General features: G+C 52.5%; 20 protein-coding genes. 10 read left to right on the forward strand and 10 right to left on the reverse strand.

What is annotated here, in order from left to right; translation table 11 throughout:
* Positions 1-193: 193 nt before the first annotated feature.
* The gene (locus tag SACSAC_RS22875; RefSeq protein ID WP_156951069.1) at positions 194-454 is read right to left on the reverse strand and encodes a hypothetical protein; all 261 of its coding nucleotides are present in this window, start codon (positions 452-454) and stop codon (positions 194-196) included.
* 181 nt (positions 455-635) lie between these two features.
* Between SACSAC_RS22875 and SACSAC_RS22880 the strand changes: the two genes are divergently transcribed.
* Positions 636-1,265, forward strand: coding sequence for a YfbR-like 5'-deoxynucleotidase (locus SACSAC_RS22880; RefSeq protein ID WP_037290707.1), 630 nt, complete (start codon positions 636-638; stop codon positions 1,263-1,265).
* A gap of 130 nt (positions 1,266-1,395) precedes the next feature.
* Here SACSAC_RS22880 and SACSAC_RS22885 read toward each other — a convergent pair whose 3' ends face one another.
* The 4 genes from SACSAC_RS22885 to SACSAC_RS27375 all read right to left on the reverse strand — a co-directional run bounded on the left by SACSAC_RS22885 (position 1,396) and on the right by SACSAC_RS27375 (position 4,699).
* Positions 1,396-2,136: an MORN repeat-containing protein gene (locus tag SACSAC_RS22885; RefSeq protein ID WP_037290708.1), complete on the reverse strand. Its 741-nt coding sequence runs from the start codon at positions 2,134-2,136 to the stop codon at positions 1,396-1,398.
* A 39-nt stretch (positions 2,137-2,175) separates the two neighbouring features.
* Entirely contained in the window at positions 2,176-2,922 is a 747-nt protein-coding gene (locus tag SACSAC_RS22890; protein ID WP_037290710.1) for an MORN repeat-containing protein, read from the reverse strand.
* Positions 2,923-2,994: 72 nt separating this feature from the next.
* Positions 2,995-3,846, reverse strand: coding sequence for a sugar phosphate isomerase/epimerase family protein (locus SACSAC_RS22895; RefSeq protein ID WP_037290713.1), 852 nt, complete (start codon positions 3,844-3,846; stop codon positions 2,995-2,997).
* Between the two features lie 37 nt (positions 3,847-3,883).
* Positions 3,884-4,699: an alpha/beta fold hydrolase gene (locus tag SACSAC_RS27375; RefSeq protein WP_051507343.1), complete on the reverse strand. Its 816-nt coding sequence runs from the start codon at positions 4,697-4,699 to the stop codon at positions 3,884-3,886.
* 266 nt (positions 4,700-4,965) lie between these two features.
* Here SACSAC_RS27375 and SACSAC_RS22905 point away from each other — a divergent pair, with 266 nt between their 5' ends.
* Positions 4,966-5,718, forward strand: a complete 753-nt coding sequence (locus SACSAC_RS22905) for a TerC family protein (protein WP_037290715.1) — start codon at positions 4,966-4,968, stop codon at positions 5,716-5,718.
* A gap of 653 nt (positions 5,719-6,371) precedes the next feature.
* Here the strand turns inward: SACSAC_RS22905 and SACSAC_RS22910 are convergent.
* The 3 genes from SACSAC_RS22910 to SACSAC_RS22920 all read right to left on the reverse strand — a co-directional run bounded on the left by SACSAC_RS22910 (position 6,372) and on the right by SACSAC_RS22920 (position 9,900).
* Positions 6,372-6,914, reverse strand: a complete 543-nt coding sequence (locus SACSAC_RS22910) for an NADPH-dependent FMN reductase (RefSeq protein ID WP_037293595.1) — start codon at positions 6,912-6,914, stop codon at positions 6,372-6,374.
* 286 nt (positions 6,915-7,200) lie between these two features.
* Positions 7,201-8,868: a methyl-accepting chemotaxis protein gene (locus SACSAC_RS22915; protein WP_037290718.1), complete on the reverse strand. Its 1,668-nt coding sequence runs from the start codon at positions 8,866-8,868 to the stop codon at positions 7,201-7,203.
* 24 nt (positions 8,869-8,892) lie between these two features.
* Complete coding sequence (locus SACSAC_RS22920) at positions 8,893-9,900, reverse strand: BMP family lipoprotein (RefSeq protein WP_037290721.1); 1,008 nt, start codon at positions 9,898-9,900, stop codon at positions 8,893-8,895.
* 210 nt (positions 9,901-10,110) lie between these two features.
* Here SACSAC_RS22920 and SACSAC_RS22925 point away from each other — a divergent pair, with 210 nt between their 5' ends.
* From SACSAC_RS22925 to SACSAC_RS22945, 5 genes are all read left to right on the forward strand, one after another.
* On the forward strand, positions 10,111-11,247 hold the full coding sequence (locus tag SACSAC_RS22925) for an alpha/beta hydrolase (protein ID WP_037290725.1): 1,137 nt from the start codon (positions 10,111-10,113) through the stop codon (positions 11,245-11,247).
* A 204-nt stretch (positions 11,248-11,451) separates the two neighbouring features.
* Positions 11,452-12,246, forward strand: a complete 795-nt coding sequence (locus tag SACSAC_RS22930; RefSeq protein WP_037290728.1) for an alpha/beta fold hydrolase — start codon at positions 11,452-11,454, stop codon at positions 12,244-12,246.
* Between the two features lie 74 nt (positions 12,247-12,320).
* Positions 12,321-13,307 (forward strand): sensor domain-containing diguanylate cyclase, encoded by a 987-nt coding sequence (locus SACSAC_RS22935; RefSeq protein WP_037290731.1) that lies wholly within the window; start codon positions 12,321-12,323, stop codon positions 13,305-13,307.
* Positions 13,308-13,623: 316 nt separating this feature from the next.
* Positions 13,624-18,696, forward strand: a complete 5,073-nt coding sequence (locus tag SACSAC_RS22940) for a discoidin domain-containing protein (protein WP_245608679.1) — start codon at positions 13,624-13,626, stop codon at positions 18,694-18,696.
* Between the two features lie 160 nt (positions 18,697-18,856).
* Positions 18,857-19,321 carry a GNAT family N-acetyltransferase gene (locus SACSAC_RS22945; protein WP_037290733.1) on the forward strand — a complete coding sequence of 155 codons (465 nt, stop codon included), beginning with the start codon at positions 18,857-18,859 and terminating at the stop codon, positions 19,319-19,321.
* A 37-nt stretch (positions 19,322-19,358) separates the two neighbouring features.
* Here the strand turns inward: SACSAC_RS22945 and SACSAC_RS22950 are convergent, their stop codons facing one another.
* Entirely contained in the window at positions 19,359-20,186 is an 828-nt protein-coding gene (locus tag SACSAC_RS22950; protein WP_037290735.1) for an alpha/beta fold hydrolase, read from the reverse strand.
* Between the two features lie 256 nt (positions 20,187-20,442).
* Between SACSAC_RS22950 and SACSAC_RS22955 the strand changes: the two genes are divergently transcribed.
* Genes SACSAC_RS22955 through SACSAC_RS22965 form a run of 3 tightly spaced genes read left to right on the forward strand, consistent with a single transcriptional unit; the run spans position 20,443 to position 22,055 of the window.
* Positions 20,443-20,622 (forward strand): hypothetical protein, encoded by a 180-nt coding sequence (locus SACSAC_RS22955; protein ID WP_037290737.1) that lies wholly within the window; start codon positions 20,443-20,445, stop codon positions 20,620-20,622.
* A 21-nt stretch (positions 20,623-20,643) separates the two neighbouring features.
* Positions 20,644-21,030 (forward strand): hypothetical protein, encoded by a 387-nt coding sequence (locus tag SACSAC_RS22960; protein WP_037290739.1) that lies wholly within the window; start codon positions 20,644-20,646, stop codon positions 21,028-21,030.
* Positions 21,031-21,083: 53 nt separating this feature from the next.
* Positions 21,084-22,055 (forward strand): hypothetical protein, encoded by a 972-nt coding sequence (locus tag SACSAC_RS22965; protein ID WP_037290740.1) that lies wholly within the window; start codon positions 21,084-21,086, stop codon positions 22,053-22,055.
* A 114-nt stretch (positions 22,056-22,169) separates the two neighbouring features.
* On the opposite strand, the gene SACSAC_RS22970 is transcribed toward SACSAC_RS22965, so the two are convergent.
* Complete coding sequence (locus SACSAC_RS22970) at positions 22,170-22,412, reverse strand: hypothetical protein (protein WP_037290742.1); 243 nt, start codon at positions 22,410-22,412, stop codon at positions 22,170-22,172.
* Positions 22,413-22,462 lie beyond the last annotated feature (50 nt).

Consider the following 22,462-nt stretch of genomic DNA (forward strand, 5'->3'; position numbering starts at 1 on the left):
TTCCAAGTTCAAAGGCGTCTTAAACTGAATTTCTCCCTTCGCCTCTTTGTTTCACTTGCAGTTGAATAGATGTGATAAGACAAAGAAGCATCTTCCATTTAACGGAGGATGCTTTTTCTTCATAAACACTTTCCTTCATACTTCTTCTGTTGATCATTTCTTTCTTATCGCTTTTCGCAGTACCGTTTAACTCTCAATCCCCGCTGATCCGGCTGCCTACGGTTTTGTAGAGCATGGTTCGGATTTTTTTCAGTTGTCCGAAATTTTCTTCGAAGGTGATGCCGCTTCCGCTGGCTGCAAGGCCGGATGCAAAGTCTTTTTTGTAGCGAAGGAAGGATTCGGGGTAGAGTCCGATGACGTGGATTTGGTTCCAAGAGAGGGCTTGGGGCATGCTTTCCCAGACTTCGACGGTTTCTAACGCGATCATGCTGTGGCACCAGCGGACGTGTTCCATGATGTGTCGCATCGCCGGGCCGTTGCGGCGGAATTTTACGTTTGATGGATACAGCCGGCAACTCCGAATCTTTGACCGTCGCTTGACGATCCGTTGACGTTCCCCAAACATGACATGCTTATACTGAAGGTGTCTTATTCTATACTTCATACTCTACACACTCGGGAAAGAAGGAACAGACATGGGAATTCACCGCTACTTTAGCTCGCTCACCGGGCTGGAACGTATCATTCGCTGCCCGGGCAAATTCAAGTTCGAAGAACACAGCGTGGCTGCGCATTCCTGGAAAGTCGTGCAATATGCCAAGACGCTGGCCGATATCGAGGAACAGCACGGCGCCGTGATCGATTGGAAAAAGTTGTACGAGATCACCAGCAGCCACGATTACGGAGAAATTTTTATCGGAGACATCAAAACGCCCGTCAAGCACTCTTCGCCGGAATTGCGCCATCTGATCCAACAGGTCGAAGAAGGCATGATCGCGCATTTTATCGAGGAAAACATTCCGGAAGAGTTCAAGCCGACGTTCCGCAGACAGCTGCGCGAAGGCAAAGACGATTCGATCGAAGGATTGATTCTCGAAGTCGCCGACAAGATGGATCAGGTCTACGAAGCGTTCTCCGAGCTGCAAAAAGGCAATACGGAAAAAGAATTCGTCGTGATGTACCGCAACGCGCTCGTCAAGATCAAACGGATCAAACTCGCCTGCGTCGATTATTTCCTTGAACATATTTTGCCGGAAATGGTCAACGAAGAATCGCTGTCGCCCGTCGATATCAAACGCATCACGGAGGAAGCGCTGGCCCAGTAAGGCGCCTGGCGCGAATAGCAAGGCCAAGAAGCGTTCCCGGACATTGTCCAGGGAATTTTTTATTGTGCGAAAAAAGCCGCTTTCCGCGGAGTTCCGGGAAAACGGCTGAAAATCGCGCCTTTATTCGGATTTATTTCAACGTCAGCCGATTGGACAACGCCTTGAACTGCCACAGGATCGGCGTCACTTCGTTGGTCTTGCTTTGCAAGTATCGGAGCGAGGCGAGACGCGCTTTCTCTTCGGCGGCCGTCTGACCCTGGAACAACGAGTAACTTTTGCGGACGGAACCTTTGCGGTACTGCACGTCGAACAGCGTTCCCGTTTTCCAGTCCTGCACCAGACTCATATTGCTGCCCAAAACGTCGAGCCGGTAGTCCGCTCCGCGATACGAAAAGCTGTAGTCCGGATCCGCCATCGCGTGAACGACCTCGTACCCCCGGTTCAGCGCATTGGCTTTGAAACTACCCACTTGAATGCCGCTCGAAAAGATCATGCCGCCGGGTTCGGCGACCTTTTCCGTCCGCGTTCCGCTTCCATTCATCGCGTCGCCGCTCCATGTTCCGTTATAGACAACCGTATGCTCCCGCCCTGTCGAAGCGTCAGTATAGGTGTTGATATATTTGCCGCTGCCGCTGCGCTTGCCGTTGACGAAGGTTCCGGAATACTGCTTGTCTTCGCCCCACTTGATCGTCCCCCGCCCGTGCGGTTTGCCGTTCGCCACTTCACCGTAGTAGGTCGTGCGAGACGAAATCTGCAACCATTGCTTGGCCGAAGCGGCCTCGACGGACGAAGTTCCTCCTCCTGCCGGAGCGAATACGCCGAACGGAACCGCACAAGCCAACATTAACGACAGTACGAATTTCTTTTTCATGCGACAAACATTCCTTTCGTATTGAAAGCTGAAATCATTTTAGCGAAGAGGAACCAATTTGGACAAATATTCGAATTGATTCAGGTGAGGCGTCACTTCTGTAGTGAACGTACGCAGGTGCATGAGAGCGACTCGGCGTTGTTTTTCTTCGTATGCGTCGTCGGATGGAAAAGCCCAGTATTCGTAATAGGAGGAACCTCTGTTGTACATGACTTTGAACAAGTCTCCGCTTTTCCAAGTGTGAACCAATCGGTAATTACTGGACCATATTTCCAAACGTTTCGTGGAATCTTTATACACGAAATTAAAATCAGGATCATACAAACCGTGAGAGACGTCATATCCTTTAATTAAAACATTATCTTTAAACGTACCTTTTCGGATTTCATTCAACAGCGGAGTCTGATCAAAATCATTATCGGTGACTTGTATTCTTTCCGTACCTTCACCGTTCATTTTGTCATTTTTCCAGCTACCGTTATACGTAACTTCATTCAATTGCGAAGTTTCGAAATCAACGTACGTATTCGTATAAGTCCCCGTACCGCTCCTTTTACCGTTGACGAAATCCCCCGAATACTTCTTGTTCTCGCTCCAGGTCATCGTCCCTCGGCCGTGCGGCTTGCCGTTCGATACTTCTCCGTAATATTTGATTTCCGACGAGATTTGCAGCCATTGTTTAGTGGATACGCCAGCCGCCGAAGCAGCGCCGTCCATGGAAGGAGCAAATCCTGCCGGAATTACGCCCAATAGCAAAACGAATGATAAGACCCAGCTTTTTTTCATTTTCCGCCTCCTGTTTTCGGTACTCACTTACCTACCATTATACAAGGCAAGAGACCGTTAGCGGCGGCGAACTCAAAAAATTATGGGGTTGCTCGGCGTTCTTTCCAACAATTTCGAGGCCGTTTCGTAAGCAGTCCGTATAGCCTCTTCCACGCTCAGCTTGTCGTACTCCTTTTGGAACACTTCGACCGAAAAAGCGGCTTGGCAGCCGATCTCCCGCAGCACGTTCAGCATCTCTTTCGAGCGCATAACGCCTTGGCCCGGCCACAGCCGATCTTCGTGTTCTCTCAGCATGCCCGGCACGTAATCCGGCGCGTCGCTGAGATGGACGATAAAGATCCGCTCGGGGTCCGCTTCGCGCAGCGTTTCCAGCTTGGAGTTCATCGCGTGAAAATGGAAAAAGTCGAACGTCGCGCCCACGTTGTCGCGTGCCGTTTCTTCGACGATCGCAAGCGACTGTTCCAACGTATTCACGGTATACTCCGGCTCGCCGACGAATTCCAACGCGATCTTGATGCCTTTTGGCTCAGCGATTTCGGATAGCCTGCGCAGGACGCGAACGCAGCTTGCCTGGATATCCGCGCGCGTCAGCTTCGCTTCCGTTCGCAGCGGCGTCACCACGATATAAGGAATGCCGAGCGTCTCCGCCGCTTCAGCCATCTTTTCGAATTTGCGCACGACGTCGTCTTCTTCCGCTTCCGCACGATTGTTGATCGAGGCGAGCGCGTTAAGCGACAGCGGCTTCAAACGATGGTTATCGAAATACGCCCGAAGCTCCGATAACGTATGATTCTCTAAATATTCCGCCAACGACTTGTCCCATTCCAGCTCGATCAGATCAAAGCCCGACTCTTCGCAAAGCTTCAAATCCTGTTCCAAAGCGGAGCGCTCAAGGGTAGTTCCGACGTTATAGCCGATTTGCATGGTCGCACTCCTCTTCGAATGTTTATTTGAATACGCATTATCTGAAACGCCCTGCCGGAGCCGCTTTGAGCGCGCTCATCGCAATCGCCGAAAATTCCAGCGGCTGCTCCAATTGAGGAAAATGGCCGCAGCCCTCCATCCGGATCAAGGAAGCGTGCATGATTTCTTCGCGCAGATACCGTCCCACCTTCCGATTGAACGGCGAATCCCATTCGCCTTGGACGATCAGCACCGGGCATTCGATATGGTGCAGGCGTTTGCGGGCAAGGGGCATCAGCGGACGCTGCATGCTGAGTCGAGAGCGGTAATGCACGCCGTTCGCCAAATACATCTCTTTGAGACGCGTGCGCCCTCTTCGATCTCTCGGCACCACATATCGCCAGTAACGGCTGCGCATGAACCTTGCCGCCGCCCGCTCGATGCCTTCGCTTTTTACCCGTCGATGATCAAGCAGACGTTCCCAGATAAGTCTCAGCGGCGGCGGCGTTCCGTTCAGCGAGGGCGCCACCAATACCAGCTGCTCGACATATTCGGGGTAAGCCAGAGCGAAATCGATAGCGGTCGCGCCGCCGATGCAGGAGCCGATGATCGCAGTGCGGGGCAGATTGAAGTAATCGAGGATGTTTTTCAGATCGACGTGATAGGAAAAAGGGCCGGTAATCGCGTCACTACGGCCGTATCCCCGTTGATCGTAGCGAATGACCGTGAAGCTCCGCGAAAGCAGCTCGACGTGTTCGTTCCACACCTCGAGATTGCAATATGCGCCGTGCAACAGAACCAACGGACTGCCTTGGCCCTGTACGGATACATTAAATTTCGCGTTGCCGATCGTATGGATTCCCGTTCGGTTCATGAATAATACGCCGCCCTTCTCCGCCTTTTATTTGCCTTTCTACCCGTTACCCTTCCTTGCTCCCCTGCGAATCGAACTTTGGTCTGTACTTCCTGAGGGATTATGCTACACTTTCATGCAGATACTTCGATACGGAAAGGGGTTGGGAGCAGCGTTTTTCGGTCAAAAAATTTTCTAAAAATCTTTGAAACGCAATGAAACTTCGCACGTATAACAAACGTGCAACTGTAACTACCAACATATAACCAGGAAAGGATTGTACCAGAATGGAAATGGGCTACAGCCATTTGTTCGAAATGAGCACCTTCCTCGAAGCGTTTGCAACGCCTGCGGGATGGGGATTCATTTTGTCGCTGATTATCATCGAAGGACTGTTGTCGGCGGATAACGCGCTCGTTCTCGCCGCAATCGTCAACAAGCTCCCGGAAAAGCAACGAAAGAAAGCCTTGCTCTACGGATTATGGGGAGCTTACATTTTCCGGATCATCGCGATCGGCGTCGGGATTTATCTCGTTCAGATCGCATGGGTCAAGTATATCGGCGCCGCGTACCTGCTCTGGATCGCCATCAAGCACTTCTGGGATAAAGCCAGAAAAGGCGCAGATGACGAAGAAGGAGAAGAAGAAGGCGGGCTGCAAAAGCTGCTGGCCAAAACCGGGCTTAGCCTGTTCGTTCGTACAATCATTACCGTCGAGATGATGGACATTGCCTTCTCGATCGACTCGATCCTTGCGGCCTTCGCGATCTCGCCGAACCCTTGGATCCTGATCACGGGCGGCCTGCTCGGCATCCTGATGATGCGTCTCGTCGCTACGGTCATTCTGAAGCTGATGGACAAGATTCCGGAACTGGAAAACGCGGCTTTCGTGTTGATTTTCATCATCGGGTTGAAGATGGTTCTCGAAACGGCGGACGTTTACCACATGGAGCACGGCGTGTTCTTTGTCATTCTCGTTGCGGTATTCGCGATCACTTTCCTGATCAACCGTATTCGCGTTCGGAAGAATGCTTCGCAGTAAAAAATGATGATGCCTGCTTTCCTTATAAAAGGGAGGTGGGCTTTTTTATTTGTAAATTTGGCTTGGGGAGGCGCTGCGGGAGGGATTGGTTTCGGTCGCGTGTTGCAATTGGGAAGCTAAATTGGATTTGAATAAGGGCGCTTCCCAATTGCAAAGGCGATCGCTAATAGCATAGGCTTCCGAAGTGCATTTCTTCGAAATGCTTCACCTACACTCAATCCCTCCCTCCGCTAATCCGCTTTGTTTAAACACTAAAATACGATTTCAAAAACATGCTACGCAGCTTCCCCCGGTGTCCAGTACCCGATTCAACCAAAAAAAAGACTCCGCTCCTGCATTTCGCAGGTTCGGAGCCCAATCTATCAAATCGCAAGCTAACAGAGGGTTTAGCTTTACGGTATTACAAAAATTAAAACTATAAAAGAACTGCTTAAAACTTAAAGCACGTATGCCTTTAAGCTGTCGAGAAAGCCAACGTAGCCGGAAGCGAGAAGACGGAGAGAGAAATTCAGTTCAAGACGCCTTTGAACTTGGAAAAATTCAACTAAAAACTTCAATCGACTTTTCCGAGTGAGATAGCGAATTGAACGAATTTCTCTCGCAGTCTTCTCGCTTCCCCCGCCAACGTAACTTTCGAGAACAGCTTAGAAGGTTTATACGCGAAGGGTTTTCAGGGCGCCGCTCCACGCGAGGACTTGGTCGAGCATGCCGTTCAGGTTCACGAGGTGCAGGTCCGCCGGTTTGAAAGTTGCGCCGTTTTCGAAGTCGGTGAACAAGGACAGGGCCGGGTGTACGCGGACGTCGGCTACCGACAGTTCGCCCAAGATGCCGCGAAGGTGCTCGGCTGCGCGTGCGCCGCCGACGGAACCGTAGCTGACGATGCCGGCTGCTTTGTTGTTCCAAGCTTCGCGTGCATAGTCGAGCGCGTTTTTCAGGGAAGCGGAGATGCTGTGGTTATATTCTTGAACGATGAATACGAATCCGTCCAGCTCGGCCAGCTTGGTGTTCCAAGCGGTTGCTTGTTCCGTTGCGTCGGCTTCGCCGAGCAGCGGCAGCTTGTAGTCGGCGATATCGACGATTTGGTAGTTGGCGTCGCCGCGTTCGTTCGCGATACGCTCTACCCATTCGCCGACTTGCGGGCTCAGACGACCTTCACGCGTGCTTCCGAGAATGATACCGATGTTCAACTTTTCCATGATTAATTCCTCCAGTAATTTGTTTTTTGGGCGAGACTCGGAAAGCGCATGGGCAAAGGTCGACTTCACTATTCGCATTCCTTTTCTCTTTAGGTTAATTTTTAAATGTTACTAACTTTTTGTTATAAATGAATCATAGCACGACTTTTTTCGATGCGCAATACTTTTCGCTTACTTTTTTATAGAATAATATTTTTTGTACGTGAAAGACCCAAACGCCTTCGAAATGACAGGGATTTGGGCCTTTTTTACGTACATGTGCATACGGCTTACGCTTATAGGCGAGTTACGCGTCCAGCTTGAACCGGGCCAGCTCCTGCTGCATCTCTTCGCGAACTTGCAGCAGTTCTTTGACTTTGCCGCCGATTTCTTCGAACGATCGTTTTTGCTCATCCGTGGAAGCCGTGATTTCTTCGCTGCCTGCCGCAGACTGCTCGGTGACGGCGCTGATATTCTCGATCGCTGCCTGCACCTGCATGCTCAGACGGCGAGACTCTTCCATATCCTGCGACAGTTTGCCCACGCTGCCCGAAATCCGGCGCACCTGTGAACTAATCGCGGCAAAAGATTGCTCGGTCGTCGCGGAAGCTTCCTCCTGACGCTGGAACAGACCGAGACTCTGCTCCACGGAACCTTTGACGCGGGTCATGGCGGCGGCGATTTCGTTTACCGTGGCAAAAATCTCGCGCGCTGCCGAATCCGATTGATCCGCCAGTTTGTTCACTTCGCCGGCGACTACCGCAAAGCCTTTGCCTGCTTCTCCGGCGCGAGCCGCTTCGATGGACGCATTGAGCGAGAGCAGCGTCGTTTGCTTGGCAATCTGCGCCACATGTTCGGTCATCGTCGCAATCCGTTTCGCGCTGGCTTCCAATTCATTGACGGTTTGCTCAAGCTCGGACATCGCGGCACGGTTCTCGCTTGTGATCCGCAACTGTTCGCGCATCACCGATTCGCCATGCTCGACGAATCGCAGCGCTTCTTCGGTTGCCGACGACGATTGCGCCGTTTCGGACAAGTTCACTTCGAAGTTGCGCTGCATGCCGTCTACCGTTTCCACCGTCTGACCCAAATCTTCCGCTATGCGCTGGCTGCCGATCGCAAGTTCCTCCGTCGAGGTCGCAACCTGGGAGACGATCTCCTGCATCTTGTCGTTTTGACCGTCCAGTTCGCCGGCTACGCGATCCAGCACGCCCCCGCTCGATTCGATCGAACGGACGATGCCCCTCAGATTATCGATCATGATCGCAAAAGCATCGTTTAACTCGTCCAACTCGTCGCGTCCTTTGGACTTTTCCAGATTCAGACTCAAGTCTCCGTCTGCCAGTCGCACCGCCGCATCCTTCATCGTGCGCGTGCGACGAGCCAGTTTGCGGGCGAAGCTCGCGTTAAACCATCCGAGCGCGAGCAGCAGGACAACCGCTCCGGCCAGCGCGATATGCCAGGTCAACTCGATATCTGCCGTCAATTCGGAGGTGTAGACGTCGTAGCGCTCCTTCGTCAGCAAATCCAGCCGATAGGCATCGTTTTGAATCCCTTGGATACGCGTGGCTTGACGCTTGGCTTCCGGGCTGTCTTGACTATTCAATGCCTGAAGCGATTCTTCGGACAACTCGGTAAATTTGGTCGAGAGCGACGACAGCCAATAGCGCTGCTCTTCCGTATCCAGGCTCGTCTCTTCCGAACTTGTCAGCAAAGCCAATGTTGCGCTTACCGTCCCAATCTGATTGGTCACGTCTGCCTTGTTGCTCTCGGTCATCGAGAAGGAGTAGCTATCGAGCGATTGACTCAAGCCGCCCAGATCCGCATTCAACTGCTGGACGTTCATCATATCGGGTACCAGCGTCTGATTTTGCGAATTCATTTGCAGCAGTTGAAGAATGATATAACCTACCAATGCCAATGAAGCGACCAGCGAAATCATGGCATTCAGAAGCAGTTTACCCTGTAATTTCATCGTTAAAAACTCCTCCGTCCGGTTTTAGGGAAGCTGAATGGTAATGGTGCCCGAGATCAGGTCTTGCGTCAGCTTGTCGATCTGACTTTGCTGCTCCGACGTCAACTCGACCACGCGAATCGGAGCCAGGCCTACTCCTTCTTCCTTAAGACCGAATACCATATCCTTCTGCGGGAATTTGCCGCCGTTTTCGTTGAAAGTCTGAACCGCGCTGAAGATCGCGTTATCCACGTTTTTGATCATGGAGGTCACGACCGCTTTTTCGGCGATGAAAAATTGGTCCGCGTCGACGCCGATCGCGTATTTGCCTTGCTTCTGCGCTTCCTGAAGAGCACCGACCCCGGTCAACCCCGCAGCTGTATAAATCACGTCGATATCGTCCTCTTGCATCATGGAATTCGCGATGGAAGTGCCCAGGTCGGAATCGCCGAAGTCGCCCGCGTAGACACTTTTAACGTCAGCCTGCGGATTAGCCGCTTTGACGCCTTGCTCATAGCCGGCTTGGAACTTTTTGAGCAAATCCGATTCGACGCCGCCGAGAAAACCGACATGTCCGCTTTTGGTAGACATCCCCGCGACAACGCCTGCCATATAACTGCCTTCTTCTTCTTTGAACGTAATCGAGGCGACGTTCGGCAGTTCCGAAGAGTCGTCCACGATCAGAAACTGTTGGTCGGGATTTTCTTTGGCAATGCTCTCCAGGCTTTCTTTGACCATGTAACCCAGGCCGATGATGAGATCGTTGTCGCCTTCGACCAGTTGCTTGAATGCTTCGTCGTAGGTGCCCGTTTGGGCCATTTCCCTGTAATCGAATAAAATGCCTTCGTCGTCGCGAGCTTTTACCAATCCGCGGAACGCCGCATCGCTGTAAGACTGGTCTCCAAGACCTACGTCAGACAGTACAACTCCGATTTCCGGGCGTTCCTGCGCGCTCGCCGTCGATGTTTCGCGCGATGCGCAGGCCGTCAACGACAAAATTGCAGCCAATGCCGAGATCACGATCAGGCTTTTGGCTTTTTTATTTTTCAGCATGTATACACCCCACTCGAATGTCTAAAGTTTCTTTCTTTTTATCGCCTTTTTTTTGCTAACTTGTTAGAGTAAAATCGAGACTTTATGCGATTTTGCGACATGTCTTATTCGAAAACGATTGCGCTCCGCCTTGATAACGAAAGCCTGCGCTATGGGTTACGTCCGATTGCGATATAATAAATCCCATACCACCGGAAAGAAGGGACTTTCATGACTTTGCTTGTGCCGCGATTACCCGAGCCGTCCGGCTCTTATGCTGTTGGTTTTTATGACGGGACTTTTATGTGCGACGGACCCGAAGGCTCGGAAGAAATCGCTTTTCGTTGCTTCTATCCGGCTCAGGCCGTAACCGGCGCGCCGGCTTCCTATTATCCCGATCCGCAAATGGTTGAGATGCAGCTCACCCTGCCTTTATATCAGTCGTTCGCTCCTTTATTGGGTGCCATTGCCGAGATGCCGACGCATAGTTACGGGAACGCCCCCGTAGCGGAACATGAAGCCGAATTCCCGGTCGTCGTATACTCGCACGGCTATATGTCCTTTCACCTGTCGAATCTGGTTCAGCACGAAGAATTGGCCAGTCGGGGCTATGTCGTGTTCGCGCTTTCTCACCCGGGCGACGCTTTCTGCACGATTCTTGGCGACGGCAGTAAAGTCGGAATCAACAACGATACGATTGCTCGCGCCACGGACGACAATATTCGTTTCATGCAAAAAATCGGCAAGACCGATCCCGGCTCGCTCACGCTGGACGAAATTTCCGATTATCTGCGCGAATGTCATACCATGACCGAACGCGTCGAAGCTTGGGCAAGGCATACCGTCGCGGCTTTCGATGAAATCGAACGCATCGCAAACGATCCGCGGTCTCCGCTCTATAAACGATTGGACACGGCCGGTTTCGGCTTGTTCGGACATTCATTGGGCGGCGCCTCCTCCTTGCATACGGCCCTTCTTGACAAAAGAGTCCGCGCGGCCGCCAATTTGGACGGCTGGCAGTACGGAGCAGGCCTGCTTAAACAGAATATTCCGGCTCCGGGCTTGGTCATCTCAACGTCAGACCATCACCTTCCGGCCAACTTCCAAGTCGACGACCCCAACCTGACCCACGCGATCATCCCGGGCAGCACCCACTGGTTCTACTGCGACATGGCCGTCGTAGCCAACGAAGTGCTAAAAGCCGTCGAACCGACAATCTCCATCGACGGCCCCGTCGTCTCCACCATCACCAGCGATCTGCTCAACGTTTTCTTCGATCAACACGTACGCCAAGACAAGAATGCCTCACTCCAGACCGCAGCTTCCCGCCATCCCCGAAAAGTGATCCTAAAACTTCAGCCGAACTAAATCTTTCCCCCTCCCCCAAGCCAACAATAAAAAAAGAAGATCGCAGCCGCGCGATCTTCTTTTTTTACATACTCACCCACCAATATCCGACATTTTTCGTTATAATAATGAGCAAAAAGTCACTTAACCGTTATGCCGAATTATGGGACACTTACTTGATGGGGAGTCTCATGGAATTTGGAATAACAGAGGGGATGAACGGCAATGGATATTCTGAAACGCAATCATGTAACGGTGTTGGGCAGCGGGAGTCAGACCCTTGTGTTCGGGCACGGCTTCGGCTGCGATCAAGAAATGTGGAGACTCGTGGCTCCTCGTTTCGCTGATCGCTACCGCGTCGTATTGTTCGATTATGTAGGCTCCGGCCTGTCTCAGATCGATCAATATGACCCGGCAAAATATGCAAGTCTTAAGGGTTATGCCCGGGACCTTATTGACGTGATCGAAACGTTGGAGCTGTCGAATGTCGTATTTGTAGGCCATTCGGTCAGCAGCATGATCGGCGCGCTGGCTTCTACCCTGCATCCGGAATATTTCGACCGTCTGGTCATGGTCGGACCTTCGCCTCGCTATCTGAATGACCTACCGGATTATTACGGCGGATTTGATCGCGAAGATATCGACGAGCTGCTGGAAATGATGCAGCTCAACTTCAGCGGTTGGGCCAGCTACATGGCTCCGGCAGCGATGAAAAACGAGGAACGGGGCGAACTTTCCGAAGAGTTGGAGCGCCAATTCGCTTCGCGCGACCCTCGAATCGCCCGTCAATTCGCGGAAGTGACCTTCTACTGCGACTGCCGGGATCTATTATCCGATGTGCAGGTGCCGACTCTTATTATGCAATGCGCGGACGACAGCATTGCCCCGCTTGAAGTCGGCGACTATCTGCACCGTCATTTAAAAGGAAGCACGCTGAACCGGATGACGGCCAAAGGCCATTATCCTCAGCTCAGCCAACCGGACGAGACGTACGCGAAAATCAATCAGTACCTCGCTTAGCGATTGGAACGTATTCGCATACGAGCAACAAATCAGCGTGTCTCTAAACCTACCGGAAGAAAGGCAGTACTCTCATGGACAATCAATTGGATTGCGCGCCCGGCGGCTATTTTTCAATCTCGGAAACGGGATTTGTGCAGTCCGCGAACCGCACCTTCCTGAACATGCTCGGCATCAAAAATGCTGACGATCTGATCGGACGGCATATCGAAACCGTGATGTCGCCAACGAACAAAATGTTTTTTCACACGTACTTTTATCCGCATATTCAGCTTTATGAACGGGTCGACGAGATGTATTTTGCGTTTCGAACCGTGGATAAGCAGAGCGTTCCGGTTCTGATCAACGGGGTTCGACAGGAGCGCGGCGGCGAAGTCGTCATCGATTGCGTGGCTCTGTTGATGCGCAAGCGATTGGAATACGAGAAAGACACGCTTCGCAGCAAACAGCAGCTTGAAGAGTTGTACCAGACAACGCGCGACGTCAATAACCGATTGGAAGCGTTGAATGAAGAATACGAGAGAAAGCAGCAGGCACTGATGGAGATGAACCGCAATCTGGAGACTCTCGCTTCTACCGATCCGCTGACGGGCCTGCATAATCGACGCTTTTTCGAGGATTGCCTGCGCGGCGAGCTGCAAGCAAGCAAGGATAACCGTTTGCCGCTCTCCCTGCTCATTATCGATATCGATCATTTTAAAAAGATCAATGACACCTACGGGCATCCCGTCGGCGACTTCGTGCTCATCGAGCTAGCTCGCCTGCTGCGGGAAACTGCCGGCGCGCTCAGCATCTGTGCTCGATTTGGCGGAGAGGAATTCGTCGTGCTGCTCCCTGCTGTTGGCAGCGAGGACGCCATGGCAGCCGCTGAGCAGATTCGTTCCGTCATTGAAAACACGCCGCTCGGAACGCACCGCGTGACCATTAGCGCGGGCGTCGACACCTCGCAGCCGGGCTCGACGGAAGCTTCGTTATTGGAACATGCCGACCTTGCTTTGTATGCCTCCAAAAGCAATGGCCGCAACCGTGTTTCTCATGCCAAGACACTTTCAAAAACTTAAACCGTTCGTATCCTTCAGTTAAAAGGCCGTTCTCCTGTCCATTAAGGAGAGACGGTTTTTTTATTTTTTCTGCATCTTACTTAATTTGAAACTCGACCGTCTCCTGAGAGCGCACAACTCTATTTTTTTATTTACTTGCTCGTTCGCTTAGTTCGATATACCCCCTCCTTTTCGTCTATTTTTACGTTTAGAGAGCGTTTCTCACATTTTTTTGCAGAAATGAACAGGAGATTGCAGATAATGACCGAATAGTACAACGTGCTTTTACAAGTGGCTGGACAGAATCACACATTGAATGTCGGGGGGAGATTGAAAGGTGGAAAAAAGAAGGACAAGCAATGTTCGGGCTGCACAGCCGGTAGGCAAAAGGCGTTGGAGGAACGCGGCGTTAGCGCTTATGCTGCTGACTGGAGGGGTAAGCAGCGCAGCCGGATTGCAGCCTGCAACGGCGCAAGCCGCAGAAATGAACGAGGCTGCGCGTTTACTATCGGCCAACCGGCCCGTCTATGCTTCATCGTCGCTTGGCGGGGGCACGCCGAACCTGGCCACGGACGGCCTCGCAGATACCCGTTGGGAAAGCGTCTGGCAAAAGGACCCGCAGTGGATCTATCTGGATCTCGGCAAGACGGCGGATATCTCGCGAGTCGAGATCGACTGGGAAGGAGCTTACTCAACGGCTTACAAACTCCAAGTATCGGACGATGAGCTGAACTGGCGCGACGTCTACGATACAACCGACGGACGCGGCGGAAAAGAAAAGATCGAACTGGAAACGCAGGCACAAGGCCGATATGTACGCCTATTCAGCACTCAGCGCTCGCAGGCCGCTTACGGCATCTCGATCTGGGAATTGCGCGTATACGGAACGGGCGGATTGAACGATGACCCGCGTCCTGCTCCCGTCAATCTCGCGATGAACCAACCGGTTATCGCATCTTCGCTCGAAATCGACGAACACTTGAACCGACCGGAGAATGAACGGCCGGTACCGGGCAATTATTTGGCCGAAAACGTTACCGACGGCAATCGCAATACGCGTTGGGCTTCGATGTTCCGCACGGATAGCTGGATTTATGTCGACCTGGGCGAAAGCAAGGAAATCGGCGGGGTGCGTTTCGATTGGGAAAATTCCTATGCGCGCGCCTACGATATTCAGATTTCCGACGATGCGAAGAATTGGAAAACGATCTATCGTCAATTGGACGGCTCAGGCAAAAAAGAGCAAATCGATCTCTATGCGCAAGCACGTTACGTGAAGATGCAAGGTCTTGCGCGCAGCAACGACTACGGCTATTCCTTGTTTGAGTTCGAAGTGCTGGGGTACCGTGAAGGCGACAGTAAGCCCGTTTACGACATCCCGCAATTGCCGACGATCGAAAAGGTTCAAGTCGGCGCTGGCAGCTACGAGATTGGCGACCTGTCGCAATTGGAACCGCGCAGTCCCAAGTTTGTATCGGAGAAGCTGAAGGCGCCTTTCCCCTCCAACGACTGGTGGCAATCGCTGCTGATCTTCAATCTGGGCGAAAGCAACGGCGTCATTACGCTTCCTTTTAAAAACAAATATACGACGATGGGACTCGCGGTGATGACGCCCGGTGCAGGTTACGCGTCCTCGGACGGCGGCTCCGTCAATGCGGACGGCGAACCGGATCTGTACATCAATGAAGCTTCGATCAATCCGGCCAAGGTTCAAACTACGGTCACCGGATACGGCGACTACTCCGTCGACGTGGTCATGAGCGACGACGAGACGGCGAAAATGAAAACAACGTTCGTCAAAGGCTCGCCGTATCTGTATCACACGTTCGAAAATCCGGATGCCGTCGTGCTGCGCACGGCGAATCTGACCCGCATTTACGATGAATCCGGTCGCACGATCGAGCTTGAAGACGGCGATGTCGTAACCGCCGATCATCTTGGACTTGAGATTACCAACACGGACCGCGCTCCCGTGCCGGAGACGTTCGAACGGAACTATGGCGTGTTCGCTCCGCCGGGAACGACGTTCATGAAACTCGGGGACACGATCAAAGTCAAATTTGCCGGGGATGAGGCTTATCTGTCGCTGGCGGCGCTGCCTTCAGCTGACGACCTTCCTCTGTATCGGTTGCACGGCTATGCTTTCGTAACCGATACCGTGGTCGATTATGACTACAACGCCGAATCGGCGCTGGTCACGACTCAATTCACGGCAGTCACCGAATCCAAACGGGCAGATTTCTCCAGTGAGACATTGGCGACACTACTGCCGCACCAATGGAAAATTGCCACCTCTGAGCTAACGGAATTGACTTACCCTTCCGTACGCGGAACCTTGAAAGTCCATGAAGGCAACACTTTCACGACGCAGGATCGGTTCAGCGGATTGCTGCCGCAGTTTGCCGAGCCGAAGGAGTCTTCCGGTTATTCCCGCGTCCAACTTAGTGCCTACTTGGATATGCTGGATGCGGACATCGCGGCCGGACTGATGAGCCGCGACCCGTATTGGCAAGGCAAAAAGCTTCATCCGCTGGCGATGGGCGTGCTGGTGAGCGACCAGATCGGCGATACGGATCGACGCGACATGTATCTGGACACGCTGCGCAGCATTTTGACCGATTGGTATACGTATTCCGAAGATGAACCCCAGCATTCGCATTACTTCCATTACTCTCCGGCTTGGGGCTCAATCTTCCCTTATGCCAGCGGGTTTGGATTGAATACGGGGCTGACCGACCATCACTTCACCTACGGCTATTATGCGTTCGCTTCGGCCGTGTTGGGACAGTATGACGAAGACTTCGTACGCGATTACGGCGAGATGGTGGAGCATTTGATTCGCGATTATGCCAACCCTTCGCGTACCGATGATATGTACCCATGGATGCGCAATTTCGATCCGTACGAAGGCCATTCCTGGGCGGGCGGCTTCGCGGACAACGCGAGCGGCAACAACCAGGAAGCAGCCGGAGAAGCGCTGTTCGGCTGGGTCGGGCAATTCATGTGGGGCGAAGTCACGCAAAATACCGATTACCGTGATGCGGCAATCTGGGGCTTCACCACGGAGTTGAAAGCAGCCGAGCAATATTGGTTCGATTACGACGGGGACAATTTCTTACCAGGGTATGCGCATGAAACAGCCGGACATGTCTACGGCAGCGCCTATGCGTACACAACCTTCTTCTCCGGGGAAGCCGAGCATATCTACGGGATTCATTGGCTGCCGCTCGGCGAATGGATGTCGGCTTACGGCCGCGATCCGCAAAAAGCCGCAAAGCTATACGACGGCCTGCTTGAAGATATCCGTAAACAAAGCGGCGGCAGCGCGGACAGCGAACGCAGTTGGCAGCATATCATCTGGCCGTTCCAGGCATTGAGCGATCCGCAGGCCGTACTGACCAAATGGGACGCCGGCCTCATGCAGCAAAACGAAATTTTCAATGCGTATTGGTTTACGCACTCGATGAACGCGCTGGGCAGTCGCACGTCTGAAATTTGGAGCGACGATCCAGCAGTGACCGTGTATAAAGGCACCGACGGCTATGCCGCTCAAATCTGGAATCCATCTTCCGCGGCGAAAACAGTGAGCTTCTACGACGCAAGCGGCAAAGTTGGTTCGGCCGTTGTGCATGCAAAAGCACTCGTTCAAGTCGATCCGACCACAGAAACGGTCACAGAACCGGACCACTCCAGCGGTATCCGCTACCTGGATCGAAGCGATTGGACACTGACCGCTTCCGCCGACCTGGGCAGCGATCCGGTATCGAACATGATCGATGGTAATCTGTCCACGCGCTGGACATCAGGCGCCGCGCAAAATCCTACGCAATGGTTCGAGCTTGACCTCGGTTCGAAGCAAAGCTTCGATACCCTGTTCATGAACTCCGGCACAAGCGGCGGAGACTATGCGCGCGGGTATCAGGTCTTCGTCTCGAATGACGGCGAAGACTGGTCGGAAGCCGTCGCCTCCGGCGAAGGTCGCTCGGCAGGCATCGCGGTTGACTTGGGTACGCAGCAAGCCCGATACGTCCGTGTAGAGCTGACGGCGAATACCGACAGTTGGTGGTCGATCGCCGAACTTCGCTTGGCTTCGTTCAACGGCGGTTCCGATGACACTGAGGAACCCGGTCAGCCGGAAGAACCTGTAACACCACTTCCAGGCAACGGGCCAGGCCATCGTGAAGATTGGCAAGTAACGACCTTTGCCGATAACGGAACCGACGTCGCTGCTTCCATGCTCGACGGCGACCTCTCCACTCGCTGGACCTCCGGGCGTCCGCAAACAAACGGACAGTGGGTGACGGTTGATCTCGGGCAGTTGTCCGCAGTGGACACCGTCGTGCTAAACTCCGGCGGGGCGATCGGCGACAGTGCGGACGGCTTCCGGATTCTGCTATCGGAGGACGGGCGTGCATGGAGCGAACCTGTCGCCGCGGGAAGACGGAGCGATACATCGCTTGTGCGCGCCACCTTCCCCCAACAAGCAGCCCGTTACGTTAAAGTCGTACAGACTGGAGAATCGTCCAATTGGTGGTCGATCTCCGAACTGGACGTGCAACATAACGGCACAGGTAAACTGAAGGCTCTAACGCCAACAGGATGGACAGTAGAAGCTTCGTCTTCCGCTTCCGGTCAGGAACCGAATGCCATGCTTGATGGCGATTCCGGCACGCGCTGGTCGACGGGGATGGAGCAACGTGTAGGCCAATGGCTGACCCTGGACTTCGGTCAGTCTATCGAATTCAGCCAACTTGCGTTGGACAGCACGGGCAGTGCAGACGATTATGCACGCGGGTATAAAGTTTCCGTATCGGCTGACGGAGTGAGTTGGAGTGAACCTGTAGCCCAAGTAGCAGGCAGCGGGGCGTATGTCGTTGCTTCTTTCGCACCGCAGTCCGCACGTTATGCGCGTATTGAATTAACGACGGACCATTCGCAGTGGTGGTCGATTTCCGGTCTGACTGTATTTGCAGCGGATGCGGATGATTCCGTGCCTGACGACGGATTACCGACACTGCTGGATCGCACGGACTGGACCGTGACCACTTCAATGCCGGAGCGTACGGATTATGCGATCTCCGCCATGTTGGACGGCGACGTCTCCAGCCGTTGGTCTTCCGGCGTGATTCAATCGCCAGGGCAATGGATTACGATTGATTTGGGCGCGGATACTGCATTCTCCCGCGTCCAGTTAACTTCCCAGTCGGCACCAGACGACTATGCTCGCACGTACACCATTGAGACATCCGCCGATGGAGTCGAATGGACACAAGCCGCAGCCGGCGAAGGAAACGCCAACGGGATCGATGCTGTATTCGATGACTCGCAAGCTTCTCGTTATATTCGCATTATGCAAACGGGCTCTTCCGATTACTGGTGGTCGGTCGCAGAGTTGAACGTGTATCGGTAAACTGAATTTCACGCGGTATTCCTATATTTCTGCCTGATTACTCTATTTCGGAATCAGGCACAAAAATACCGACCCGGCCTGCCAACTTATTTGGCTCGCCGGGTCGGCTTTTTGATTTATACTGGAACATAATGATCGTTAAAGAAGGAGTGCCATCACCATGCAAATCATCAACTCGGAACGCGAAGCACGGGAAGAAAGTCTGCTTCAAACACTGACCGAAATTTGGGAAAGTTCGGTTCGCGCCACGCATCATTTTTTGTCGGCATCCGATGTTGAAAAACTGCGACCGCAGGTCCAAGAAGCGCTGAAGCAGATTCCTGTTCTTCTCGTCTGCCTAAAGCCGAATTCCGAAGCCAACCAGCCTATCGGTTTTCTCGGCGTAGAGGGTCGAAAAGTGGAGATGCTATTCATAGACGGCTCAGCCAGAGGTGCCGGCGCCGGAAGCCTGTTGATGCACAAGGCTTTCGAACTGACACATGCAAACGAAGTGGACGTAAATGAACAAAACCCACAGGCTATAGGTTTTTACGAGCATTTGGGCTTTTGCATATTTGCTCGTTCGGAGACCGACAGCGAGGGTCGCCCTTTTCCCCTATTACATATGCGCAGGGAACAGAGCTGACTTCGGCTTAAAGCGGCTCTTTTCAAACTTGTAACGCTTAAATGTCTAAAAACTCATCCAAAAATCCATAAAATCGTTCAGGGTCGCTCAGATGGACGTTATGATCCGTACCGGGCATTTCGCGCGCCATGGCATTAGATAACTGTCTTTTTGTTTTTTCCCATACATCGTCCGGCATATTATCTCCGTCCCGCGCCCGGATCAGCAGCGTAGGAGAAGCGATCTCGCTTAGTCGGTTGTACCAGTCGATATTGTACGCAATATTAGCAGCCATGGCTTGGGCGCTGAACATCATACAATAACCGTTCGGCGTTTCAACCAGACTATTCATAAAGTATTCGCAGGCAAGCTCGCTTTCCAGTTCACGACGCAGAAAATCTCGGGCTGCCGAACGGTCGGAAAACGGCAGTGGCCAATCAACGGTCAACGGATCGACAGCAGGAAGGTCTTGGGGTAGCGTATCAATGCGAACGATAGGTCCTTCCGGAGTCTTGTCGAGCAGCACAAGCTTGGATACGCGAGCGGGGTGTAAGGCCGCTACATGAGCGGCATTTTGTGCGCCCATGGAATGCCCGATCAGCACACAAGTTTCGATCCCTAGCGCGTCGAGCAATTCAACCACATCTTCCGCCATCTCTTCAGCCGTATACCGGGCAACGGGTTTACTACTCAAGCCGTGCCCCCGTTGATCCGGAGCGATCACGCGGTAACGATCCCCATAACGACGCATCAGATCCGCCCACGTCTCGCCTCTTCCCCATCGGCCGTGCAGACATACGATCACAGGCTTTTCCGTTTGCGTATCCAGTACGAACAACTCACCATGTTTTAAAGCAATAAATTTGCGATGCAAAGTGACAACCATAACTTCCTCCAACGTATATTTTCATCAAGTATAGCACTTCCGATCAATAAAAAGGAACACACGTTCCTGATTAATTCTAGGAGTTTTGTTCGCTTCAATCGATTAGGACTTTTGTCGCCTAAGTACGAAGTTCCTTGTTTTGTCTTTGCTTTTCTTTTAAAGTTTTTGCAGGCTTTTCTCAATACCGGTTTGAAGATCCAAGTGAACGGTCAAAATTTCACGCCGTCATCCGGTACGTTACGACGCGGCAAAAGGCTTGGTACAGCTCGGCGAACAAACGCAAGGCGTCGCGATCTCGGCCGGATTTTCGGATATGTATCACACTAAAGAACTTGCCAAAACGATGTACGCAGGCAAAGACTATAAGGAAGTGTATGATAACGACGGAGACGGCGACAAGCTGTTTGTCCCTTTGACGACCTCATACTACAAATAAGCCGGAAAGCGTGACACGCCTATGAGCAAAGACTTGATTCAGATTTTGAAACTTCATTATACCGGTCCGCGCCGAAACATCGGTTTCACCTTTTTCGCGGTAAAAAACGAAAAACCGATTGACCCGTTTCGCCGAATTTTCCTGTACGAAATCGATGCCGAATGCATCCTTGCCTTGATCCGTCCCAAATATCCGCTAACCGACCCGGAGAGCGGCGAACGGATCGAGTCATTCGACCCCTGCTGGGACAATCCGATTCCAAAAACCGCATGGCTTACGATCTTAGCCGAATTGCATGCCATTCAACCCCGAGACGAGCCGGAAGCCGCTTTTTTAACCGCGTTCAAACAATGGCTGCAACAAGCCTTGAATCTTGGCGATTATGTAACAGTCAGCGGTAATTTATAGGTACATCGTTAAAATAGGCAATATCAGAACTCTTGAGAGGAGCAACGATATTCATGGAGTTGCGGGAGCGTCACGCTTGGGACGCATTAACGAGACAAGACAAGCAACAACAGATTCAAGAGCTTCTTCAGCGGCTTCCTTCCGGCTTCGAGTGGTTGAGAGCGGAGACGTTCGAACGGTTTGGACAAGCCAGAGAAATTGAGATTTTTGCTTATCAAGGCCGCGAATTCGTATTTGTGCCCGGCGATACGGCGACGATCGGCTGGGCAGGCGCGGACGAGCAATCCGACAGCGAGACGTCTGTCCGACAGCGGTTGCTTGCCCTTTTCGAACAATTGCTCCAAGCCTCACCTCAGGAAGCCGAGACTCATCTGGATGCAATCATGTCGCCCGTACGCGAAGTCAAGGTCGGGCCGCTGCTTGTCGAACGCCAGACTACGTCTGCCGGTTGGTATCCTTTTTCTATTGATGAACTGGACCCGGAGGAAGATGCCGATGTGCTTGAGGAGATCGCACGCTTTCGCGGCATGCCTCAACACAGCCTTGAAATCTACCAATACCTTCGACTGGAACGGCACGGCGAAAATATTCGGCTGTATCTGTTCGACGACAGCGAGACGTTCGAGGAATGGAGCGAAGTCGAGATCGAAGCCGGTTTCGCTTTGCTTACTGAAGATGAATGGGAAGTCTTGTACGGCGCAGAGGCCTCAACGCTCTTCCCATGGGGCGACGGTATCGACGAGTCGATGCGCTTGAAGCATTTTTCAAAAGCGCCGCACGCGTTGGAACTGCCTAACAGCCTCGGTCTCTTTTTTCCCGGCGATCCTTATGTGAAAGAACTTGTGCTCACAGCAGACGGCTATACGGGAAAAGGCGGCGACGGAGGCAACAACATCCACGGCGGGCTCGGCCCGCTGCTTGGTTATCTGCCTACCGCCACCGCTTTCCGCGATCCGTATGAGCAAGAACTGGATTGGCCGGATCTGCTGGACTGTCTCGTTTATCGGAGAATCGTTCGCGTATAAACGAATGAATTAAAAGGATTCACGCAACCTAAAAACCGCCCGATCTCGCATGCAGCGAAGTTCGGGCGGTTTGTCGATCTTTTTTTCGGCATAAGTTGTTCAACATCTTTTCAATTAACGAGTCGCTCCTACAGGGACGCGCTCGGTCGATGTTTCTTCCGATTCCGGCGACTTCGCGACATCTTCGCCGCGCACCGTGTTCAGTTCCTGTTCATTCTGATGAAGTTCTTTGAGCATATTCCGGTAAATGTGCGCTTCCTGGCGGTTTAACCCGTCGCGGTTCTCTTTCAAAATCCAATTTTCCATCGTCTTCTTCAGAATTTCGCTTTTCCGTTCCAGCACTTCCGTATAACCCAATTTGATTCATCCTTTCGGCTTGCTCGATTTCCGACGTCGGAGGAACTTTT

The sequence above is a fragment of the Saccharibacillus sacchari DSM 19268 genome (genome assembly GCF_000585395.1).
Taxonomy (GTDB): Bacteria; Bacillota; Bacilli; order Paenibacillales; family Paenibacillaceae; genus Saccharibacillus; species Saccharibacillus sacchari.

Bases quoted from the DNA above. Each gene is read 5' to 3' on its own strand.
- SACSAC_RS22950 (WP_037290735.1), bottom strand. From the start codon at position 20,186: ATGGTTGTCACTTTGCATCGCAAATTTATTGCTTTAAAACATGGTGAG.
- SACSAC_RS22875 (WP_156951069.1), bottom strand. From the start codon at position 454: ATGGAACACGTCCGCTGGTGCCACAGCATGATCGCGTTAGAAACCGTC.
- SACSAC_RS27375 (WP_051507343.1), bottom strand. From the start codon at position 4,699: ATGAACCGAACGGGAATCCATACGATCGGCAACGCGAAATTTAATGTA.
- SACSAC_RS22895 (WP_037290713.1), bottom strand. From the start codon at position 3,846: ATGCAAATCGGCTATAACGTCGGAACTACCCTTGAGCGCTCCGCTTTG.
- SACSAC_RS22935 (WP_037290731.1), top strand. From the start codon at position 12,321: ATGGACAATCAATTGGATTGCGCGCCCGGCGGCTATTTTTCAATCTCG.
- SACSAC_RS22910 (WP_037293595.1), bottom strand. From the start codon at position 6,914: ATGGAAAAGTTGAACATCGGTATCATTCTCGGAAGCACGCGTGAAGGT.
- SACSAC_RS22890 (WP_037290710.1), bottom strand. From the start codon at position 2,922: ATGAAAAAAAGCTGGGTCTTATCATTCGTTTTGCTATTGGGCGTAATT.
- SACSAC_RS22930 (WP_037290728.1), top strand. From the start codon at position 11,452: ATGGATATTCTGAAACGCAATCATGTAACGGTGTTGGGCAGCGGGAGT.
- SACSAC_RS22945 (WP_037290733.1), top strand. From the start codon at position 18,857: ATGCAAATCATCAACTCGGAACGCGAAGCACGGGAAGAAAGTCTGCTT.
- SACSAC_RS22965 (WP_037290740.1), top strand. From the start codon at position 21,084: ATGGAGTTGCGGGAGCGTCACGCTTGGGACGCATTAACGAGACAAGAC.
- SACSAC_RS22920 (WP_037290721.1), bottom strand. From the start codon at position 9,900: ATGCTGAAAAATAAAAAAGCCAAAAGCCTGATCGTGATCTCGGCATTG.
- SACSAC_RS22905 (WP_037290715.1), top strand. From the start codon at position 4,966: ATGGAAATGGGCTACAGCCATTTGTTCGAAATGAGCACCTTCCTCGAA.
- SACSAC_RS22925 (WP_037290725.1), top strand. From the start codon at position 10,111: ATGACTTTGCTTGTGCCGCGATTACCCGAGCCGTCCGGCTCTTATGCT.
- SACSAC_RS22880 (WP_037290707.1), top strand. From the start codon at position 636: ATGGGAATTCACCGCTACTTTAGCTCGCTCACCGGGCTGGAACGTATC.
- SACSAC_RS22885 (WP_037290708.1), bottom strand. From the start codon at position 2,136: ATGAAAAAGAAATTCGTACTGTCGTTAATGTTGGCTTGTGCGGTTCCG.
- SACSAC_RS22960 (WP_037290739.1), top strand. From the start codon at position 20,644: ATGAGCAAAGACTTGATTCAGATTTTGAAACTTCATTATACCGGTCCG.
- SACSAC_RS22915 (WP_037290718.1), bottom strand. From the start codon at position 8,868: ATGAAATTACAGGGTAAACTGCTTCTGAATGCCATGATTTCGCTGGTC.